18 protein-coding genes and 1 tRNA gene are annotated in these 20,023 nt (G+C 55.0%); 14 read left to right on the top strand and 5 right to left on the bottom strand.

Features of this window, described 5'->3' with window-relative positions; all coding sequences use genetic code 11:
* Window positions 1-126 precede the first annotated feature (126 nt).
* The 8 genes from DDIC_RS07410 (at window position 127) to DDIC_RS07375 (ending at window position 7,321) form a co-directional block, all read left to right on the top strand.
* Window positions 127-1,770 (top strand): CTP synthase, encoded by a 1,644-nt coding sequence (locus tag DDIC_RS07410; RefSeq protein WP_136399848.1) that lies wholly within the window; start codon window positions 127-129, stop codon window positions 1,768-1,770.
* Between the two features lie 299 nt (window positions 1,771-2,069).
* Window positions 2,070-3,491, top strand: a complete 1,422-nt coding sequence (rpoN, locus tag DDIC_RS07405) for an RNA polymerase factor sigma-54 (protein ID WP_136399847.1) — start codon at window positions 2,070-2,072, stop codon at window positions 3,489-3,491.
* 36 nt (window positions 3,492-3,527) lie between these two features.
* Window positions 3,528-4,067, top strand: a complete 540-nt coding sequence (hpf, locus tag DDIC_RS07400) for a ribosome hibernation-promoting factor, HPF/YfiA family (RefSeq protein ID WP_136399846.1) — start codon at window positions 3,528-3,530, stop codon at window positions 4,065-4,067.
* A 202-nt stretch (window positions 4,068-4,269) separates the two neighbouring features.
* Window positions 4,270-5,202, top strand: a complete 933-nt coding sequence (gene rapZ / locus DDIC_RS07395) for an RNase adapter RapZ (protein ID WP_211088913.1) — start codon at window positions 4,270-4,272, stop codon at window positions 5,200-5,202.
* A gap of 33 nt (window positions 5,203-5,235) precedes the next feature.
* Window positions 5,236-5,679, top strand: coding sequence for a PTS sugar transporter subunit IIA (locus tag DDIC_RS07390; RefSeq protein WP_136399844.1), 444 nt, complete (start codon window positions 5,236-5,238; stop codon window positions 5,677-5,679).
* 1 nt (window position 5,680) lies between these two features.
* Window positions 5,681-6,139: a PTS sugar transporter subunit IIB gene (locus DDIC_RS07385; protein WP_136399843.1), complete on the top strand. Its 459-nt coding sequence runs from the start codon at window positions 5,681-5,683 to the stop codon at window positions 6,137-6,139.
* A 201-nt stretch (window positions 6,140-6,340) separates the two neighbouring features.
* Window positions 6,341-6,814, top strand: coding sequence for a hypothetical protein (locus DDIC_RS07380; protein ID WP_247647414.1), 474 nt, complete (start codon window positions 6,341-6,343; stop codon window positions 6,812-6,814).
* Window positions 6,815-7,244: 430 nt separating this feature from the next.
* Window positions 7,245-7,321 (top strand) — tRNA-Arg (locus DDIC_RS07375).
* A gap of 84 nt (window positions 7,322-7,405) precedes the next feature.
* Here the strand turns inward: DDIC_RS07375 and DDIC_RS07370 are convergent.
* From DDIC_RS07370 to DDIC_RS07350, 5 genes are all read right to left on the bottom strand, one after another.
* Window positions 7,406-7,933 carry a hypothetical protein gene (locus tag DDIC_RS07370; RefSeq protein WP_136399842.1) on the bottom strand — a complete coding sequence of 176 codons (528 nt, stop codon included), beginning with the start codon at window positions 7,931-7,933 and terminating at the stop codon, window positions 7,406-7,408.
* Complete coding sequence (locus DDIC_RS07365) at window positions 7,930-9,294, bottom strand: HD domain-containing protein (protein ID WP_136399841.1); 1,365 nt, start codon at window positions 9,292-9,294, stop codon at window positions 7,930-7,932. The genes DDIC_RS07370 and DDIC_RS07365 overlap by 4 nt, the downstream gene beginning before the upstream one ends.
* A gap of 199 nt (window positions 9,295-9,493) precedes the next feature.
* A complete protein-coding gene (locus DDIC_RS07360) occupies window positions 9,494-11,530 on the bottom strand; it encodes a response regulator (RefSeq protein WP_136399840.1) in 2,037 nt (678 codons plus the stop codon).
* Complete coding sequence (locus DDIC_RS14045) at window positions 11,508-11,942, bottom strand: c-type heme family protein (protein WP_136399839.1); 435 nt, start codon at window positions 11,940-11,942, stop codon at window positions 11,508-11,510. Before DDIC_RS14045 ends, DDIC_RS07360 begins: the two co-directional genes overlap by 23 nt.
* Window positions 11,943-12,455: 513 nt before the next feature.
* Entirely contained in the window at window positions 12,456-13,427 is a 972-nt protein-coding gene (locus DDIC_RS07350) for an AraC family transcriptional regulator (RefSeq protein ID WP_136399838.1), read from the bottom strand.
* A gap of 239 nt (window positions 13,428-13,666) precedes the next feature.
* Between DDIC_RS07350 and DDIC_RS07345 the strand changes: the two genes are divergently transcribed.
* From DDIC_RS07345 to DDIC_RS07320, 6 genes are all read left to right on the top strand, one after another.
* Entirely contained in the window at window positions 13,667-14,068 is a 402-nt protein-coding gene (locus DDIC_RS07345) for a cupin domain-containing protein (RefSeq protein ID WP_136399837.1), read from the top strand.
* 58 nt (window positions 14,069-14,126) lie between these two features.
* The gene (locus DDIC_RS07340) at window positions 14,127-15,284 is read left to right on the top strand and encodes an aldo/keto reductase (protein ID WP_136399836.1); all 1,158 of its coding nucleotides are present in this window, start codon (window positions 14,127-14,129) and stop codon (window positions 15,282-15,284) included.
* A gap of 70 nt (window positions 15,285-15,354) precedes the next feature.
* Window positions 15,355-15,891 (top strand): flavodoxin family protein, encoded by a 537-nt coding sequence (locus DDIC_RS07335; RefSeq protein ID WP_247647413.1) that lies wholly within the window; start codon window positions 15,355-15,357, stop codon window positions 15,889-15,891.
* 270 nt (window positions 15,892-16,161) lie between these two features.
* On the top strand, window positions 16,162-17,583 hold the full coding sequence (gene larC, locus DDIC_RS07330) for a nickel pincer cofactor biosynthesis protein LarC (protein WP_348769722.1): 1,422 nt from the start codon (window positions 16,162-16,164) through the stop codon (window positions 17,581-17,583).
* A 23-nt stretch (window positions 17,584-17,606) separates the two neighbouring features.
* Window positions 17,607-18,371: a nickel pincer cofactor biosynthesis protein LarB gene (gene larB, locus DDIC_RS07325; protein WP_136399833.1), complete on the top strand. Its 765-nt coding sequence runs from the start codon at window positions 17,607-17,609 to the stop codon at window positions 18,369-18,371.
* A 241-nt stretch (window positions 18,372-18,612) separates the two neighbouring features.
* On the top strand, window positions 18,613-20,022 hold the full coding sequence (locus DDIC_RS07320; protein WP_136399832.1) for an aldo/keto reductase: 1,410 nt from the start codon (window positions 18,613-18,615) through the stop codon (window positions 20,020-20,022).
* Window position 20,023: the final 1 nt, after the last annotated feature.

Raw genomic sequence — 20,023 nt, 5'->3', positions numbered from 1 at the left:
CACGCTGAAAAGGGAATAACACATTACTTAGCTTGTTTTACTTAGTCAATGCTAGCCAAAAAATTCAATTCAGGTTAAAACTGTTTGGTTGAACCACTCAACATACCCAAGTACAGGTGGAAGGCCATGAAAACTAAATACATTTTTGTGACGGGCGGCGTGTTGTCGTCGTTGGGCAAGGGCCTTGCGGCCGCGTCTCTGGGCGCGCTGCTGCAAACGCGCGGGCTTACGGTAACCATCCAGAAGCTTGATCCTTACATCAATGTTGACCCCGGCACCATGAACCCGTTCCAGCACGGCGAGGTATTTGTTACCGACGACGGCGCGGAGACGGATCTGGATCTTGGGCATTACGAGCGCTATCTCAATGTGCCCATGTCGCGGAAGAACAACACCACCTCCGGCGCCATTTACAACCATGTGATCGCCAAGGAACGGCACGGCGATTACCTGGGCGCGACCGTGCAGGTTATTCCGCACATCACCGACGAGATCAAAACCGTGGTGCTCTCCCTCTCTGAAGGCGAAGACGCGCCGGATGTCGCCATCATTGAAATCGGCGGCACTGTGGGCGATATTGAAGGCCTGCCCTTTCTTGAGGCCATCCGTCAGCTCAGGTCCGACCTTGGGCGCGACAACTGCCTGAACATTCACCTCACCCTGGTGCCTTACCTGCGCAGCGCCGGCGAGCACAAGACCAAGCCCACCCAGCACAGCGTCAAGGAACTGCTCTCCATCGGCATTCAGCCCGACATCATTTTGTGCCGCTGCGAGCAGAGCATCCCCGAAGAACTGCGCCGCAAGATCGCCCTGTTCTGCAACGTGGACCAGGACGCCGTGTTCTCTTCGGTTGATGTAAACAACATCTATGAAGTGCCGCTCAAGTTTTACGAAGAAGGCTTTGACCAGAAGGTGGCCATCATGCTGCGCCTGCCCGCGCGCAACGCCCACCTTGAAGCCTGGGAAAAGCTCATCAGCGACTGCGCCAACCCCAAGGGCAAGGTTACCATTGCCATTGTGGGCAAGTACGTTGACCTCAAGGAGGCTTACAAAAGCCTGCACGAGGCCCTCATTCACGGCGGCGTGGCCAACCGTGTCGAGGTGGAACTGCGCTACGTCAACTCTGAAAACGTGGACGAGAGCAACGCGGCGGACTCCTTCAAGGGTTGTCACGGCATTCTCGTGCCCGGCGGCTTTGGCTACCGGGGCGTGGAAGGCAAGATTGCCGCCATCCGCTACGCCCGTGAAAACAAGGTTCCTTTCTTTGGCATCTGCCTTGGCATGCAGTGCGCGGTTATCGAATTTACGCGCCACGTGGCCGGGCTTGACGATGCCAACTCTGAAGAATTCAACCCCCTGTCAGACCACAAGGTCATTTACCTTATGACCGAGTGGTTCGACTTCCGCACCAAGAATGTGGAAAAGCGCGACGCGGGCAGCGACAAGGGCGGCACCATGCGCCTTGGCTCGTACCCCTGCAAGGTTGCGCCCGACACCAAGGCCTTTACCGCTTACAAAAAAGGCATGGTGGACGAGCGCCATCGGCATCGCTACGAATTCAATAATGCCTTCAAGGATCTGCTGGCCGAAAAGGGCATGGTTTTCAGCGGTACGGCCCCTGACGATTCGCTGGTGGAAATTATCGAGCTCAAGGACCATCCTTGGTTTCTTGGCTGCCAGTTCCACCCCGAGTTCAAGTCGCGTCCCATGAACGCGCATCCTTTGTTCCGCGAATTTATCACAGCGGCGAAAAAGTTCGCCAAAGTATAACCAACGCAGCACCTGTTGCGGCGCAGGCGTCGGTTTTTTACCAGACTTGGGTATCGCAAAATCGCGCAAAAAAGGGGAGGGCTTTTGCCTTCCCCTTTTTGTATGCGGCAGTTTTTTTCAATGTCGCAAAAGCCGCGTCAGCGCTTGTTTTTGCGGGGTACCAGAGCCGCGCAAAACTCTTTGCGACGTGAAGTTGAGCTTGCAACTGTTAGCTATTGCATAATTTTTGCACATATGGCACACTACTTGTAAACAGATAATTCTATAGCCCGATGGCACGTTAAGGCAAAAGAGCACTCATGGCACTGGAACTACGGCAGCAACTGAAGCTGACACAGCAACTGGTAATGACCCCGCAATTGCAGCAGGCAATCAAACTGCTGCAGCTCTCACGCGTGGAGCTTCTGGAAACTGTACAGCAAGAGCTGCTTGAAAATCCCTTTCTCGAAGAATCCACGATCAATGACGACGCCTCTGCAGAGCAGCCGGACGATCGCGAGGGCCCCAAGGAAGAAGTCTACGACAAGGAACTGGCCAAGGACGCTGACTGGGAGGATTATCTCGGTGAGTTTGCCAGTACCCCCCGCCTTTCGCAGTCGCGCGAGTTTGAGCTTGCCGAAGAAATTTCGCCTCTCGAGGCCCGCTATGCGGCCAAGCCGACCCTTGACGGGCATCTGCTGTGGCAGCTGCGCCTCTCTGACATGACGGAAGAGCAAAAGGGCATCGGTGAGATCATTATCGGCAACCTGTCGTCCGCCGGGTATCTGCAGGCCACCCTTGACGAAGTGGCCGACATGGCCAAGACAACCCCCGACGCCGTTTTGCCTGTGCTGGAAAAGTTGCAGCGGTTCGACCCTGTCGGCGTTGCCGCACGCGACGCCCGCGAATGCCTGATGGTGCAGATAAAGAGCCTCAACTACGCGCGCGACCCCATCCTTGTGGAACTGGTGGAGGCGCACCTGGAGGACCTGGAGGCCAAGCGCTACAAGCCCCTGCTGCGCAAGTTCAAGCTCGATATGGACGAGCTCAAGGAATACCTGGACATCATCCAGAGTCTTGACCCGTTGCCGGGCGCCAGCTTTGGCGGCGGCGAGCCCACCTATGTGAGTCCCGACGTATTTGTGTACAAGATGGGCGATGAATTTGTCATTTTGCTCAACGACGACGGTCTGCCGCAGCTGCAGCTCTCGGCCATGAGCCAGATGAACATAGGCGGCAACGAGCAGGAAAAAGACTACTGCTCGGAAAAAATCCGCTCCGCCTCGTGGCTCATCAAGAGCCTGTACCAGCGCCAGCGCACGCTGTACAAGGTTATGGAAAGTATTGTGCGCCACCAGCAGCCTTTTTTTGAAGACGGCGTCACCAAGCTTGCGCCGCTTATTCTCAAAGACATCGCCGACGACATCAGCATGCACGAATCAACGGTAAGCCGCATAACCACCAACAAGTATGTGGCCACGCCGCACGGCATCTTTGAGTTGAAGTTTTTCTTTAACAGCGGGCTTGAGCTGGACGACGGAAGCCAGGTTGGCTCGGAAAGCGTCAAGGCGCTGATCAAGAAATTCATCTCTGAGGAGGACACGAGGTCTCCCCTCAGCGATGAGCGTATCGGTGAAATGCTCAAGGAGCGTCTCAAGGTCAATATTGCGCGGCGTACGGTGGCCAAATACCGCACGGCGCTTGATATTCCCTCTTCGTCAAGGCGCAAGGATCATTTCTGATTCCCCGCCGAGTGGCACCCTACTTAGGAGGAACATATGAACATCTCATTTGCTTTCAAGAACTTTGAAGCCTCCGAACACCTCAAGAAGTATGCCCGTCGTCGCATGGAAAAGCTGGGACGGTTTTTTGGCAAGGCCTCTGGCCTGGAAGTGGTAGTTGTGCTTACCGTTGACAAGTTTCGCCATCGCTGCGAAGTGACCGTTACCGGCGAAGGGTTGCACATCAACGCCACGGAGCAGACCTCTGACATGTATGCCGCCATCGACCTTGTGACCGACAAGGTTGAATCGCAGATCAAGCGTCAGGTGGCCCGCGTCAAGGCCCAGAGACGGCACGCCCGCGATACGGATGTGGACGTGTTTACCTATAATCTTGATGCTGATGCGGACACGCAGCAGCCCGTTGACGGCACCGACCGTCTTGCCACCAAGCCTCTGCATCTGGATGAGGCGCTCATGCAGCTTGATTCCATCGGCAGCGAGTTTCTGGTGTTCTTTAATGCAGAAAACAACCGCATCAATGTGGTGTACCGCACCAAGGTCAGCGGCTACGCCCTTATTGACCCAGTGTTGTAACAATCCATAAGGTACAGTGGGGCGGGCCTGTTGTGGTTCGCCCCACTTCGAATGCTCCCCTGCGGTCGCCCTGCAAATATTTCAAACGATAATGCGGGCGGACCGGATTTGGCAACGTCCATCAAAGCCTGTGGCGCTCAACCCCTGCTGCAAACGGTGATCTGACCCACAAGAGGCGAATGTCATGAAGGACTCCGAGCAGATGCTCCCCCTTGCTCCCACCCGTGCTGTTACGCCAGACGCCGACGCGCCCGTTCCCGGCGCGGACGTGCAGGTGTGCATTGTCACGGGCCTGTCTGGCGCGGGCAAGAGTACTGCGCTCAAGGTTTTTGAAGACATGGGCCACTTTGTGGTTGATGGTCTGCCCGTAAGCCTGGCTATGGAGATGGTGGACATGATGTCGCGCCCCTCCATGAGCCACTTTAAGGGAATCGCTCTGGGCATGGATTTGCGCCAGAGCAATTTTGTGGAAGACATCAACGAGTGTCTCAGCGTGCTTGCGGGCAAAAATATTCGCCCCATGCTGCTTTTTCTTGAGGCCAACAATCAGGAACTCATACGCCGCTACGCCGCAACCCGCCGTCCGCATCCGCTGGAGCGGGGGGGCATGGGCCTCGAGGCCGCCCTGCTGGCCGAGCGCAGCAGCCTGCGCCCCCTGCGCGAAATGGCCGACCTTGTCATCGACACCTCGCGGTTTTCCATCCATGATCTGCGCCGGGCCATACAGAAGCGCTGGAGCGGCAACAAGGGCAAGCTGCGGGCCATACGGGTCAACGTTATTTCGTTTGGCTTCAAGTATGGCGTGCCGCGCGAGGCCGATCTGGTCTTTGACCTGCGGTTTTTGGCCAACCCCTATTTTGTGGACGAGCTGCGCCCCCTCAGCGGCAAGGACAAGGCCGTAGCCGACTATGTTTTTAACTCGCCGCATGCGCGCGAATACCGCGACAAGCTTGTGGACCTGCTGTTTTTTATGCTGCCGCTCATGGAGGCCGAAGGCCGATACCGCATTACGGTTGCTGTGGGCTGTACCGGCGGCCGCCACCGCTCGGTGGCCATGGCCGAAGAAATCTTGCAGGCGCTGAGGCAGGCGGATTATCCGGCGTTTCTGGAGCATCGACACCTTGAACTCGGCTAAAAAAGCTGGCACGTTCTGTTGCGTGAGGTAGCCATGACGGACGAAAACAAGAAGACGCAGGTTGGAATTATTCTGGTTTCGCATGCCGATTACGGCACGGCCATGCTGCGTACCGCAGAGTTCATTCTTGGGCAGCAGAGCGACTGCAGCTCCATCAGCGTTGACGTGGCCCACGAGGTCTCCGAAACCGTTCGCCGTCTTACCGACGCAACCCAGCGGCTCGACAAGGGCGCCGGGGTCATCATTCTCACCGATATGTTTGGCGGCACGCCCACCAATCTTGCGCTTTCGCTGCTGGCAACCCACAAGGTCGAGGTTGTCACGGGCGTTAACCTGCCAATGTTGCTCAAGGTCTTTACCTCGCGCGACAAGGAGCTTGGCGAACTGGCCCGCATTGCCGGCGAGGCAGGCGCAAAGGGTATAGTGGTTGCGGGCAGCATGCTGCGCAACAAAGCTCGTGACAAAGCAGACAGCTGATATGTGGTTTCGCGTGGACAATCGCCTGGTTCACGGCCAGGTAATCGAAGCCTGGCTGCCCTACACGGGGGCAAGACACCTGGTGGTAGCCAACGACGAACTTGCGGGCGACGTCATACGGCAGCAGATTATTGAGCTGGCCGTACCGCACCGCGTCATGACGCATTTTATCAGCCTCAAGGAGCTGGCCCTCACGTTGAATTCGTGCGGCGATGACTGCTTTGTGCTGTTTGCCAACTGTCAGGATGCACGCCGCGCCTGTGATGCGGGTGTGCTCATGCAGGTGCTGAACATGGGCAACCTGCACTACGCACCGGACAAACTACAGGTGCTGCCCCATGTGGCGCTTTCCGCACAGGACAGGGAAGACCTGCATTTTATACAGAACCACCTTGTGCAGCTTGATTTTCGTTGTGTCCCTACCGAGACCGTTCGAGGCCCCAATGATCAACTTTTCTGACATATTCGCTGCCGGGGCTCCCTACGCTTTTTTTTTGTCCTGGCTGGCGCTGCCCGTTCCAGCTGCATCGTCGGCCTCATAGACCGCCCCATCTGCCTGGCCCTGTTTGCCGGTTTTTTTACCGGCGACTGGTCGCTGGCGCTTCCCCTCGGCATTATCATAGAGCTGCTGTGGCTTGACGCCCTTGAACTGGGCAGCGTTGTGCCGCCCTACGGCAGCCTGAGCTTTTTGCTGGTGTTTCCCCTCTGCAGGCACTTTGGGCTGGATCAGCCCGGCCCGGCGCTGTTGCCGCTCATATTGTCCATGATGGCGGCCTACACGGCCAGCTGGTGCGAGCTGCGCCAGCGCATCGGGCTTAACCCCATGGTGGATGAAGTGGTTGCCTGGTGCAACGGCAGCGGCGGGATGTCGCCGGGGCGGGTGATCCTGCTGGCAGGGCTATGCCGGGCAGTGTGGCAGGCGGTGCTGTACGCGGTGTGCTTTGGGTTGATATTTGCGCTGCTGACGCGGCTTTCTGAGCACCACGCCGTACCGGCGCTCTCTGCGGTGACGTGGTCTGCCCTGTATGTGGCGGCGCTGCTTGGGGCGGTGCTTTCGCTACGCACACGGCAGGCCTATGCCGTGCTGGTGGGTACGCTGGGCGCGCTGGCCCTGCTCATCTGGGGCGGCAACTAAAAGGTGGCGCAACTAGCAGGCGGCAACAGAGTAGTGGGCTGGTGGTAGAGCGGCTGTGGCTCGGCCTTGCCGCGCATTACTCCCAATTTAGACGGAACTCGCTTGTAGCCCTGTGGCCAGAGCGACAGCCTCCTAAGTTGTTGACCGCGCGTTTAGGACGCTGGCTTTTCTTCCCACTTTGCTGGTTATGAATTCCATTCCACGCGCGCGCAGGGAGTGCGCCTGTAGCACATCCTGCACCATTGCCCGCGTACCTATTCGGCTTGCGCGCAGGGAGTGCGCAGCACATGGCTATTTACCATCTACGGCATGCATTTCATTCCGCTCGCGCGCTGGAAGTGCCCATTCAGGAGCGCGGATACTTGTTGCCTGTGAGGCCGTAGACGCCCAGCTTGACATGACCCTGAAGAATTACTACAAAATGCGGATTGCGCTCGTAGCTCAGTTGGATAGAGCGACAACCTCCTAAGTTGTAGGCCACAGGTTCGATTCCTGTCGGGCGCACCAGCGATTTTAAAAGGGTCACACGGAATTCCCGTGTGACCCTTTTAAAATGATGAAGGCAAAAATTATTTAGCCCTCATTTATTTGCTATTGAAGCGAAGGAAGAAATTTCTTCAAACTTTCATAACTTTCTTTGATGGCTGCTTCTGGGTATTTTTTCCCTTTCCAAGCTTTAAATTCTTCAACAACCGCATCCTCGGTTGGTTCCTTCCCATGTTTGGCTAATACCTCTGCACAGTAAAGGGCAGTGCCAACTCGTTCAAGATTGTCGAATGTCAACTTGCTGGCGGGGATAATTGTCAAGAATTTATCCAAGTTTTCTGAAATGTTGTGAAGTTCCTCTGGGTTGGTCGCCTGATATCTGTCGAGATTCACTGCTTCGACCGAAGTCCCTTTTTCAACTATTTCATCCCAAAATGCCATGCTCCCAAGCGTGCTTGAGAGGTCGAATGAATATGGGCCGTAAGTGTATGGTTCGAAACGAAATCCGACATTAACACCCTGTGTGCTCAAAAAATAAATAAATTTATGCAAAAATATTTTTGTGGGCTTAATTTTTTTGTAAGCAATCGCATTCAAAATGTTAGCCACAATTTGCTTGCATTTATCATTCATAGCAATCCTCCCTGTGCCTTACGGCATAATTGCTTGATAATTTGCTTGCAGTGATCTTTTTTTTCTTCTACAACATAAACCCTCAAAATTTTGTGGGGCTCTTTGTTGAGCCTGTTAAATATCCAAGAACGGTTCCGTATGTCAACTTGTTTCTTAGCGCCTCCATATGAGTCCACAAGAAGGCGAATACTCCCCTCGGGTAAAGACTTTGAGCCTTTTTTGCTAGGTTTATCACATTCTCCAGAACGTTGTGCGCGCTTGAGCATTTCAACGGGCTGTTCTTGAATAAAATAATCCTCATCTTCAACAAGAAGATCGGGGGAGGCGCGAAGTGCTGTCACGCTTTTTTTAAAGTAGTCTACAGAATCTTTATCTAAGGCATTAGTATCAATTATTGGACAGAGGTGCATTTGGCGCATTAGATAATTAGCCCACTTATTGTTCTGCTGAAATTTATCTTTAATTTTTTCAAAAACACTTCCATCGTCCAAAAGTTCAAGTTTTTTAAAATTTATTTCATCAATTTTAGAGCCATTTATTTCAAATATATTATCAAAATGAACATTTTCTTTTGCAAATTTTTTTAATACAAAATCATATCCACTCCTAGTTCTGTGATATGGTATTTGCAGATTATAGTGATATCTAGCGATGAGAAGTGATTCTGCAACATGTAGATCTTTTTCATCAACACATAGAGAAAGACTCCCATGTGTTGCATCTTCTTTTGCAGAAAATATTTGTAAAAAACGGGGAAAATCATATTCACCGTATCGAACACCGCATGCATGCGAATCCCGAAGAAGATAGTCCGCTCTATCTGCATCAAGTTGTCCGGATATGACTTCATGAAAAAGTTGGTCCTTTTCGGCAGGCTTTTTCCCTATAAGTGATGCAACCTCATTGCAGTCAATTCCATCTGATTCCAATATATCTCGTATCTGTCTGTAATTTTTAATTATATATATGCTTACATCCTCATGTTTTAATCCACAAAGCCATTGCTTTTCAACAGCATGTGAAAAAGGTAAATGTCCAATGTCATGTAATAGAGCTGCATATCGAAGCGTTTTTATGCTTTTTTGTGAAGGCTCAAAGTTTAAATTAGTCTCTTTATGAGAAAAAACGCCATCTAATATTAATGTTGAACAATGCATTACTCCAATGGAGTGTACAAATCTTGAATGCTCTGCAGAAGGGTATACATATTTTGTTAGTGCAAGTTGATTTATTCGTCTAAGACGCTGGAAAAGAGGTGTGTCAATGATTGTCTTTTCTTTTGGTGTGATGGGTATAAAGCCATAAATCGGGTCTCGAATTTTTTCATTTTTAACCCCAATTTTTTTAAGATACTCTTCCAAGTCATTTCCCCTTAAAAATTTGTTAGTAATTATTTATTAACAATAAATACATCTAATTGCAACCCTGATCTAAAACAAACCTACGATGATGCGCATAAAGGTATCGTGTTAGCTTTCATGATAGAGACGCGTTTTTTGTTCCTAAATTCAATGCCCCTGTATTTTTCGTAACACTATATGCTATTTAATTCCCCCCCCCTCACCTCTTCTGCAACCAGGCGCACAGCTTCTGGTAGAGCAGCGACACCGAAACGGGCTTGGCGATAAAGTCATTCATGCCAGCCTCGATGCACAGCTCGCGGTCTTCGGCAAAGGCGTTGGCTGTCATGGCGATAATGGGGATGGTGGCCCCTTCCGGCAGCAAACGTATCTGCCGCGTGGCCTCAAGTCCGTTGATGTGCGGCATCTGCATATCCATGAGAATAAGGTCGTAGGTTACGGCCTGCACCCGCTCAATGGCCTTGCCGCCGTCCTCGGCCAGGTCAACGATAAAGCCCACATCTTCCAGCAGGGCCTGCGCTATCTCGCGGTTGATTGGCTCGTCCTCAACCAGCAGGATGCGCTTGCCGCCCAGCTTTTGCTTGATTGTGCGCTCCGCTTCCTCCGCATTGATCCGCTCCGTTACGCCAAGCTGGGGCGCGTCCTTTCGCAGCACGGCGGTAAACCAGAACGTGCTGCCATTGCCCTCGGCGCTGACCATTCCGGCTTTGCCGCCCATCAGTTCCGCAATCTTTTTGGTAATGGCCAGGCCCAGCCCTGTGCCGCCATATTTGCGGCTCATGGAGTTGTCGGCCTGCTCAAAGGCGGAGAAAAGGCGCGGCTGCTGCTCGGCGCTGATGCCAATGCCGGTGTCCTCGACCTCAAAGCGGTATGTCATGGTACTGTTGGTTTGCGACTCTGCACGCACGCGCACGGTCACGCGCCCCTTGTCGGTAAACTTGAGCGCATTGGTCGTCAGGTTGAGCAGGGCCTGTTGCAGGCGGCTGTCGTCGCCGTAGACGGGGCAGATATCCGGATCGACCTCGGTGATGAGTTCAATGCCTTTTTCCTGCGCTTTTTGGCCCAGGATGGAAGTAATGTTTTCGAGCAGGGTAGGGATGTGCACGGGTACATGCTGCAGCACAAATTTGCCTGCTTCAATTTTTGACAATTCAAGAACATTGTTGATGATTTCCAGCAAATGGCTGCTGGCGATCTCGATTTTTGTCAGCTTTTCTACTTGGTTGAGCGTCAGGCCTGATTTGCGCAAAATATGTATCATACCGGTTATGGCATTGAGCGGCGTGCGTATTTCGTGGCTCATGTTGGCCAAAAATGCGCTTTTGGCAACGCTGCCAGCTTCCGCCGCATTTTTGGCAATTATCAGGTCTTGCGTGCGCGTTTCCACCAGCCCCTCAAGGCGCTCGCGGTAGGCCTGCAGTTCGGCTTCTACCTGCTTGCGCTCCGATATGTCCCTGACCAGCCCAATGCCGACCCACTTGCCCTGCGTGTTCATGGATGACAGCGAAAGCTCGATGGCAAATTCGTGCCCATTCTTGCGGATAGCGCTGATCTCAATGCCAGTGCCGCAAAATATCCCCTGCCCAGAACGGACAAAGTCATTCAGCCCCTTGGCCACGCTTGCGCGATGACGATCAGGAATCAGAAGATCGTGCAGCACACGGCCCATCGCTTCTTCGGCCGTGTAGCCAAAAATCTGCTCGGCGGCCCTGTTCCAGAAAATGATTTTGCCCTCGCCGCTGAGCAGTATCAGCGCATCCTTGATGCTGTTTGCGGTGAGCCTGAAGCTTTCTTCGCTTTCGCGCAGGGTTGTGTCGCGGTTTTGAACCTCTCGGCTCATGGCGTTGATGGCTGTGGCCAGGTCGCCAATCTCGTCGCGGCCTATCCTTTTTACGCGGGCAGAGTAGTCTCCCGCAGCGAGCTTTCTGGTGTTTTCTTCCAGCCGGGCCAGTCGGTTGATGACGTACTTGTTCAGCAGGCAGCCCAGAGCAAACAGGAGCGCCAGATAGCCAACCAGCCGCAAGGCAAGCTGATACCCCCATGCGGTATACGCATTGTACCGCAGCTGCCCGGTTGGCAGGTATATGCTCAGTATGCCGCGCATGTCGCCAATCTTGTAATCATACGCGTCGGCATATGTGGCGGCAATGGAAGGCGGCGCGTCAGCGCGGCTGCCGTGGCAGGTCAGGCAGTATTCTTCAATACGGATGGGGCTAGTGATAAAAACTGCTGCCATCCCTGGCTAGTTCGACCAGACGGCTTTTTGCCTGCGGGTTGGCCTTAAACCAGGCAAGGGCCTCCTGCTCAAAGCTGTTTGCCTTGTTGGCGGGGTTGCGCGGCCTGTCTGTTACATTGTTGAATTTAATGCCAGTGGTGCTCCAGTGGGGGAATTCAACAGAAATTTTTGCCAATGCATGTGCTGGTAAAAACCCAACTGTGGCTTCGTTTACGGGCAATCCACTTTCTATAAACTGCTTTTGATAAACCCTGCGGGTGGCCATGATCAGTGATCTAATGTCTTCAGCATCCCTGTTAAGCTCTGATTGAATGGAAGATTCGATGCCTGTGTAGCCAAAGTAGATGTCAGCACAAACAATAGTACTGATTATAATTGTTACCAGACTCCAGACCTTGTATTTGATGCGCATAGTAATCTCGCAGGTGGTCTATGGCATGTGGGCAGTTTGGACAGGACAAAGTGCAGCGGAATATATATCTGCACAGTAGTAGGTAAAAATGAAACTCTGGATAATTGATTGTTCAAAGTGATAACGGCAGGAATACAATTGAGATAAACCATGTTTATATTTTTATGCTTTTTTAATATAGCAATAAATAAAGCATGTCAAAACCATAGCAATGAATTATGAATAGTAAGTGTTTTTAAAATATTTAATAAAATAGGGCTGCTAGGCGCTAATAGATTTTGTGTGGCAAAAAATGTATAATTTTATTAGATAATTAGATTTTTTTATAAATTTATTGCTCCCCGCCTGCGGCACGCCGCAAATCCTGTACTGGGGTATCGGCAGCGCCGCCCCCAACGTACTGCCTGTTGCGCGTTTGGGCTGCAGATGTAAACGGGCCTGCTGCCCCCTCGCCGTGCATTGGCGAGCCGGGTGTGCAGGAGTGCTGGCAACAGGGAGAGGACGAAACGACAGCTAGGCCGTGACGTTGGCAAAGGATGCGTCGGCGGGCGAAGCAGCGCTGGCTTCCTGTGTCGTGTAAAGGTTTTTGACGTCGCGCAGGGGCGGCGTGCCGAACTGGCGGCGGTATTCGCGGCTGAATTGCGACGGGCTTTCGTAGCCCACCTGAAAGGCGGCGCTGGTTGCGTCCAGGCGTTCCATAAACATGAGCCTGCGCGCCTCGTGCAGCCGCATCCATTTTTGGTACTGCAGGGGGCTCATGGCTGTCATGGCGCGAAAATGGTAGTGAAAGGTCGATGTGCTCATGCCGATCTGCTTTGCCAGGCTGTCGACCTTGAGCGGCTGAACATAGTTTTTTTTGAGCCAGTCTATGGCCCGCGCTATCTGAAAACCGTGGCTGCCCGCAGAGACGAGCTGACGCAGATAATGCCCCTGTTCGCCCACGAGCAGGCGGTACAGAATTTCTTTGTGAACCAGAGGCGACAGCACCGCGATGTCCTGCGGGTCTTGCTGCAGGTCGAGCAACCGCTGAAAGGCGCTGAGCAGCTGCGCGCTTACCTCGCTTACGCGCATGCCTCGTTCAGACCGCCCCGAACGTGGCGCGGGCAGGTTGCTGTCTACCATCATCTGGGCAAGCATACGCATATCGAGCTTGAGCGCCAGCCCCAGCAGCGGTTTTTCCGGGCTGGCCTCGACCACATTGGCCACCACCGGCAAGCCAACCGATGAGATCAGATAATGGTTGGCGTCGTATACATACTCCTCGCCTCCCAGCATAACCCGCTTGGCCCCCTGAGCGACAAGGCAGATGCACGGCTCGTACACGCCGCTGGTCGGCTGCGTGGGAGCCTCGTACCGTACCAGCAGCAGACCAGGCACGTCCGCTTCAAACCTGGGGTTGTTTTCGGTCCAGCGGGCGATGCTCCGTGCCAGTATCTGGCGCTGAACATGCAAAAGGTCGCATTGTTTTTCGGGCTGCGGTTTCATGCTGCTCTCCGTTTTTCCTTTTGTTAGCAGATGCCGACGGCAAAAAACAACACATTAATTATAATCCTCGTACAATCAGGCAATAATTTTAGAGAATCAGACTATGCGCTTTGGCGCAAGGCTCTTACAAATAAACCATCCGAAGCGCACTCAGGCGCGAGGGTCGCAAACAGCGACCGGCCCCCGCTGCGGGGTCAGGCCCCGGCAAGGGGCAAACATTCATATGCAGGGATATTATCATGGACAAGTTGCCGATAACCTCGGTTTTTGCTGCGGGAAGCAAGCTTGAGAGCAGCAATTTCAGCGGCGATGCGTGGCTTAACATGCTTGTGCCGGCAGGGGAGGCCCTGCCTGTGGCCAACGTGACCTTCGCACCCGGCTGCCGCAACAACTGGCACGCGCATCAGGGCGGACAGGTGCTGCTTGTAACCGCCGGGCGAGGCTACTATCAGGAATGGGGCAAGCCCGCGCGGCAGCTGTTGCCCGGCGACGCAGTCAACATTCCCGCCCACGTCAAGCATTGGCACGGCGCGGCAAAAGACAGCGGCCTTGCGCATATCGCCATAGAGATCGACCCGCAAAAAGGCCCGGCCGCCTGGATGGAGCCTGTCGCCGCCGATGTCTACAACTCACTTAAATAGCACGGTTTACACGCTGCCCATGCGGCAGTAGGACCAAAAACACACGAGGTTCATGCTCATGATGAAGAAACTCGGCTTTGGCTGTATGCGGCTACCTCTGCTGGATGCCAACGACCAGACATCTGTGGATATGGAACAGATGAACCGCATGGTCGATACCTTTCTGGAACGGGGTTTTACCTATTTTGACACGGCCTTGCCGTACCACGCCTACCACAGCGAGCTGTTTGTGCGCGAGGCTCTGGTAAAGCGTCACCCGCGCGAATCATTCAAGCTGGCCACCAAGCTGCCGCCGCGCATGCTCAAGACAGAGCAGGACCAGCAGAGTATTTTTGACGAGCAGCTAGAAAAGTGCGGCGTGGATTTTTTTGACTATTATCTGCTGCACAATCTCGGCGTAAGCTCCTATGCGCAGGCAAAAAAGTTCAGTTGCTTCGACTTTGTGCTGCGTAAAAAGCAGGATGGCCTCATCAGACAGCTTGGCATGTCGTTTCACGATACGCCTGAGCTGCTGGAAGAAATACTCGCCCGGCACCATCAGGAGCTCGATTTTGTGCAGCTGCAGATCAACTACATCGACTGGGAAAATCCGGGCATCCAGTCGCGCCGCTGTTACGAAATTGCCCGCAAGTACGGCTTGCCCGTTATCGTCATGGAACCGTGCAAGGGCGGCAGCCTGGCAATTGTGCCGGACAAGGCCGCCGCTCTCATGCGCAGCCATAACCCTACGGCATCCATCCCTTCGTGGGCCATACGCTATGCGGCGAGCCTCGAAGGCGTGCTTATGGTGCTGAGCGGTATGAGCACGCTTGAGCAGGTGCTTGATAACACGGCGTACATGGCTGATTTTACGCCTCTGAACGCAGAGGAGCACGCGATTATCCGTCAGGCTGTGGATATCATCAACGCCGATACCGCCGTGGCCTGCACCAACTGTCGTTACTGCGTGGAGCACTGCCCGAGTGATATTCCCATCCCCGACTATTTTGCCCTGTACAACAGCTCGCGGCGGGCTACCTCAAGCAACAACTCTAGCCAGTATGTCTATTACCTCAACATGGCTGCCAAGCACGGCAAAGCGTCAGACTGCATCGCCTGCCGCGCCTGTGAGGACGTATGCCCGCAGCACCTTGAAGTGTCTGAATACATGAAGGATGTTTCAAAAGTTTTTGACAACGGGCCCGGCTTGCCGAGCGACAGACCGGGCAAGGCCTGAGCTGGGGGGGCGACCCTTTGCGTCTGCAACCCAATTACAGTCTTACGCCCTGCGTACAAGGAGCATTGTAGTGAAAAACATACTCATTTTTAGTGGCAGCCCGCGCAAGGGCGGCAACTCCGACCTGCTCTGCGACCAGTTTATGGCCGGCGCCAGCGAGGCCGGGCATGCGGTGGAAAAAATATGGGTTCATGGGCAAAAGATTGCCCCATGTCTTGGCTGCATGCACTGCCAGAGCCATGCGGGAGCCTGTGTGCAAAACGACGGCATGGCCGACATACTGCAAAAGATGATTGCGGCAGATGTGCTCGTGCTGGCTTCGCCCGTGTATTTTTATTCTGTCAGCGCCCAGATAAAGGCGCTGATCGACAGAACTGTGGCACGATATACCGAAATCAAAAACAAGAGCATGTATTACATTATTACCGCCGCCGATACCGACCTGTCGCATATGCAGCGCACCATTGAATGCTTCAGGGGCTTTGCCTACTGCCTCGAAGGGGCGGAAGAAAAAGGCGTCGTGTACGGCGTGGGCGCGTGGGGCAAGGGCGACATCAAGGCGCTGCCCAGCATGGGGCAGGCTTTTGACATGGGCAAAAACGTCTGACGAGAGTTACACCCGCAGATCCGGCCTGCCGGGCTGTCGGCGGGCCGGTTTGCGGCACAGGCCCCGCATCTTCAGCACATGTTCGGCGTGTGCCCGGCGCTGGTGCAGCGCTGGCAAGCGGGCTGCTGAGGGGCCTTTTTTTGCCAGTGTGCAGGATTAGGCAAAAATTTGGTCGTATTGTCTATTTCTTGTGCCGGACAAAACTTCTATATTGCCTCACAGAAACAACGTGGAGCATCAGCGCTTGCCCCTGGCAAACGTGTGCAGCAGATGTGCTCCCATGACCGGGGTTTTATGAAAATTCTCTACTACGACTGCTTTGCCGGAATCAGCGGCGACATGAATCTGGCGGCCATGATTGATCTTGGAGTCAGCCCCGACTACCTCAGGGATGAGCTGGCCAAGCTCGGCCTTGAGGATGAGTTTGCCCTTGAATGCCTGCCCCAGAAACGGAGCGGCATCCAGGGCATGCAGGTGCATGTGCTGCTGAAAAACGGGGAAGATGACCACGAGCATGACCATGATCACGGCCATGACCACGGGCATGACCACGAGCACGGTCATGGGCATGATCACGCAGACCACGACCATGGGCATGATGACGCAGACCATGCCCGCAAGCACGCGCACTGCCACGGTCACGGCGGGCATTTGCCGCACAGAAACCTGGCAGACATCGAGGCGATCATCATGCAAAGCTCGCTGTATGCCGCCGTCAAGCAGACGAGCCTGAGCATTTTTACCCGCATAGCCGAGGCAGAGGCAAAGGTGCACGGCAAGGCGCTTGCTGACGTGCATTTTCACGAGGTAGGCGCAACAGATTCCATTGTAGACATCGTGGGCGCGGCCATCTGCTTTCACGCGCTCGGGGTTGAGGCCGTCTGGTCGTCGCCGCTTGAGCTTGGCAGCGGCTTTGTGCGTTGCGCTCACGGGATGATGCCTGTCCCTGCCCCGGCCACGGCGGAGATACTGCACGGACTGCCCACGACCCGGGGCGGGGTAGAGCACGAGGCCACAACCCCCACGGGCGCGGCCATTGTGGCCACGCTGGCGACGGCCATTACCGCCGCGCCGCTTATGACCACGCTCAAAACCGGCTACGGTATCGGGCACCGCCAGTCGCAGCGCCCCGATGCGCACCGGCCCAACATGCTGCGCGTGGAGCTGGCCGAGGTTCATGTGTCGGCACCTGCCAGCCATGGTGCGGGCAGCGACGCAGGCGCTACCGGCCTTGGCGCGTCCGCTGGCGGCGATGTCTCCAGCAGGGCCTGCCTGCTGCAGTGCAATATCGACGACATGAGCGGCGAGCTGCTTGCCGACACCATGGATCTGCTCATAGAGCAGGGTGCCGGGGATGTGTATTTTACCCCTGTGATCATGAAAAAAAGCCGTCCCGGCGTCATCATTTCGGTTGTCTGCGGCGCGGCGGAACGCGCCAGATTTACCGAGCTGTTGTTCCGGCACACCACCACCCTCGGGGTCAAGGCCGTTGAGCTCGACAAGGCCATGCTCGAGCAGAGTTTTGCCACCGTCGCAACGCCCCTGGGCAACGTGCGGGTCAAGCAGGCGCATCTGCACGGCGAGGTGTTGCGCGCAAAGCCGGAGTTTGAAGACTGCAAGGCTCTGGCGCGTCGTCACGGCATCCCTCTGGCAGAGGTGTATGCCGCCATAAGCAAGGTTGCGGGCAACTGAGCCCGCAGAGTTGGAGTTGAACAATGTCTTGTGGTTCGTTGGAAAAATTGCTCACTGATATCAAAAGCGGCAGCGTTTCGGTTGCCGACGGCATGAACATGCTGCGCGACAGCGCTGTGCTTGACCTTGGTCATACAAAATTTGACCTGCAGCGCCCCGCGCGCAACGGGTTTCCTGAGGTTGTTTACGGCGAGGGCAAAACACCCGAGCAGGTGGGCGAAATTTTTGTCCGGGTGGGGGAGCGCGGCAATGTGCTTGCCACCAGGGTTTCGGCGCAGATGGCGGCCCACGTGCAGTCTGTATGCCCCCATGCGGAGTACAACGCCCTGGGCCGCGCCATGACCCTGGTTACCAGGCCCATTGTCTGGAAGCAGGGCGAGGTGGCCATTGTTACCGCTGGCACCTCCGACCTGCCTGTGGCGGAGGAGGCCCTGGTGACCTGCCGCATGATGGGCGTGCGGGCCAAAATTATTGCCGATGTCGGTGTGGCGGGTATTCACCGCCTCATGTGCAACCTGCCAGAAGTGCGCGCAGCCCGCGCCATTATTGTGGTTGCAGGTATGGAAGGCGCGCTGGCAAGCGTAGTGGGCGGTCTGGTTGCGCAGCCGGTGGTGGCGGTGCCCACCTCGGTGGGTTACGGCGCGTCGTTTGCGGGGCTATCAGCCTTGCTGGGCATGCTTACCTCGTGCGCCAGCGGCGTCACTGTAACCAATATCGACAACGGTTTTGGCGCGGCCTGCGCCGCATGCCGCATAATCAACGCCTGCGAGAGCAGCGCCAACGCATAACCGTCTGAACAGGACGACAAACCTAACCATCCCCCCCCAATAGCAGGCTCAACGTCGGCGCGCTGACTGGTTGCGCATCTGTCTGCGGTTGCAATGTCTTGCAGCCGACGCCAGAGGTGCAGCCAATTATCAGGGCAGGCGGCTGTGCAGTTCCGGCCTGGCTGCCAGCTCCGGCAGGTTTTCAGCGCATTGCGCCCGGTTCGAACCCGGTATTACTAACGCAATCCAGTGTGGAGTTTTCATGGACAAAAATAATACATCATCCAGGGTTTCGCGTCGCCGCCTTCTGCAGGTTGCGGGGGCGGGCGTCGCGGGTGGCGCGGTGTTGTACGGTCTGGACAGACTGCGGCTTTTGCCCAGCTTTGAAAAGCCCCTGCCGGTCCCTGCCGCCGAAAAGATGGCTTGCAGGGTCAACCCCAGAAACGGCGACAGGGTTTCACTGCTGGGGTTTGGCTGCATGCGGTTTCCCATGCAGCCGGGGGCGGACAGCCCGACCGGTTCCGAAGTAAACGAGGAGGGGGCTTTTGCGCTGGTAGATTATGCCATCGCCCATGGGGTGAACTATTTTGACACGGCCTGGCCCTACCATCGCGGCGTTTCGGAAATCGTTATCGGCAAAGCTTTGCAGCGGTATCCGCGCAAGAGTTACTTTCTGGCGGATAAAATGCCTACCTTTCTAATGCCGACTCTTGCACAGGCAAAAGAGATATTTGAAAAACAGCTTGAAAAGTGCAATGTTGAATACTTTGACTATTATCTGCTGCACGCCATACAGTCTGTAGAAGCGTACCAGACCGTGTACGAAAAAAACGGCGTGCTCGAGTATCTGTTTGAAGAAAAGAAAAAGGGCCGGATACGCAATCTTGGCTGGTCGTTTCACGGTAATGCGCCCACGCTTGAGTACCTGCTGTCGCGCAATGTGGAATGGGACTTTGCCATGGTGCAGCTCAATTACCACGACATGCTGCACGAATATAAAGTTGCGCCCAATCAGGCTAAGTTCATACCCAAGGATCCCGCGCCCACGCAGTGGATGTTTGAAAAAATGCAGCAGAGCGGCCTGCCTCTCATTGTCATGGAGCCGCTGCTCGGCGGTCGGCTGGCCCGTCTCAACAAAAAAGCGCTGACCATCCTGCAGGCCGAACGGCCCGAGGCCTCCGGCGCTTCGTGGGCTTTTCGCTATGTGGCGGGGCTGCCCAACGTCATCACCATGCTCAGCGGCATGACCTATATGGAGCATCTGCAGGACAACCTGCGGGCGCTAGCCCCGTACGAGCCTTTGTCCGACCGCGAGATGCTGGTGCTCAAGGAGGCGCTGAGCGTTTTTTTGACCCAGTCAAACATCCGTTGCACCACCTGCGGTTACTGCATGCCCTGCCCCTATGGCGTGGATATCCCCGCGGTATTTGCCCATTACAACCGGTGTCTTGATGACGAGCAGATACCCAGGGGTACGCGCGACGCCGATTATGAAAAAGCCCGCCGCGCCTACCTTGTGGAATACGAGCGGGCCATACCCGAGCTGCGCCAGGCGGCGCGATGTACCGGGTGCGGCAAATGTCTTGTGCACTGCCCGCAGATGATCGTCATCCCCGACGAAATGGCGCGGCTGGGCAAGTTTGTTGAGAACCTGAGAGCAAGGCAGGGATAGC

Source organism: Desulfovibrio desulfuricans (assembly GCF_004801255.1).
Classification (GTDB): domain Bacteria; phylum Desulfobacterota; class Desulfovibrionia; order Desulfovibrionales; family Desulfovibrionaceae; genus Desulfovibrio; species Desulfovibrio desulfuricans_C.
The sequence above is the reverse complement of the archived record's forward strand: the minus strand, read 5'-3'. Positions and strand labels throughout refer to the sequence as shown.